At 69.2% G+C, this 1,288-nt stretch carries 1 pseudogene; it reads left to right on the top strand.

The features are described 5' to 3' along the window. Nucleotides 1–1,288 (top strand): annotated as a pseudogene (locus JL37_RS30675) (autotransporter adhesin); the annotation flags it as partial.

Genomic DNA, 1,288 nt, shown 5'->3' with positions numbered 1-1,288 from the left:
CATCACCAACGTGGCGGCAGGCGCCACCGACACCGACGCCGTCAATGTCAGCCAGCTCAAGTCGGTCGCGGCCGACGTAAACAACCTGGGTGACCGCGCCGTGCGCTATGACGGTAATCCGGGCGACCCGAAGACCTCGATCTCGCTCGAAGGCCCCGCCTCCACCGACGGCGGCCGCACCGGCGGCACCACGATCACGAATGTGGCGCGCGGCGACGTCTCGGAGAACAGCACCGATGCGGTGAACGGCTCGCAGCTGCACGAAACCAATCAGCAGGTCGCGCAGAACGCCGGCGACATCAGCCAGATCGGCGACACCATCACCAACATCGCCGGCGACACCAGCCAGGCCAACACCGACGCCAACGGCATCGGCATCCGCTACGCGCGCACCAACGAAGCCGGCCTCGCGCAAAGCGACGCCTTTGCCCAAGGTCAAGGCAGCACCGCAGTGGGCTACAACGCCACGGCGACCGCAGACAGCGCCCTGGCGCTGGGCCGCGAAGCCCAGGCCAGCCATGCCGGCAGCGTGTCGCTTGGCGCCAACGCCGTGGCAGACGGCACCACGCTCGGTACGGCGGCCTACAACCCCAACGCCGGCGTCATCGCCGGCACGGCTCCCGTGGGCGAAGTCAGCGTGGGATCGGCCGGAGCGGAACGCCGCATCACCAACGTGGCGGCAGGCGCCACCGACACCGACGCCGTCAACGTCAGCCAGCTCAAATCGGTCGCGGCCGACGTGAGCAACCTGGGTGACCGCGCCGTGCGCTATGACGGTAACCCGGGCGACCCGAAGACCTCGATCTCGCTCGAAGGCCCCGCCTCCACCGACGGCGGCCGTACCGGCGGCACCACGATCACGAATGTGGCGCGCGGCGACGTCTCGGAAAACAGCACCGACGCCGTCAACGGCTCGCAGCTGCACGAAACCAATCAGCAGGTCGCGCAGAACACCGGCGACATCAGCCAGATCGGCGACACCATCACCAACATCGCCGGCGACACCAGCCAGGCCAACACCGACGCCAACGGCATCGGCATCCGCTACGCGCGCACCAACGAAGCCGGCCTCGCGCAAAGCGACGCCTTTGCTCAAGGCCAAGGCAGCACCGCAGTGGGCTACAACGCCACGGCAACCGCGGACAGCGCCCTGGCGCTGGGCCGCGAAGCCCATGCCAACGTGGAAGGAAGCGTGGCGCTTGGCGCCAATGCCGTGGCCGATGGGTCCACGCTCGGCACCGCCGCCTACAATCCTGGCACCGCCGCCATTGCCGGCACCGCGCCGGCC

It is taken from the genome of Achromobacter sp. RTa, assembly GCF_000757485.1.
Classification (GTDB): domain Bacteria; phylum Pseudomonadota; class Gammaproteobacteria; order Burkholderiales; family Burkholderiaceae_B; genus Achromobacter.
The sequence above is the reverse complement of the archived record's forward strand: the minus strand, read 5'-3'. Positions and strand labels throughout refer to the sequence as shown.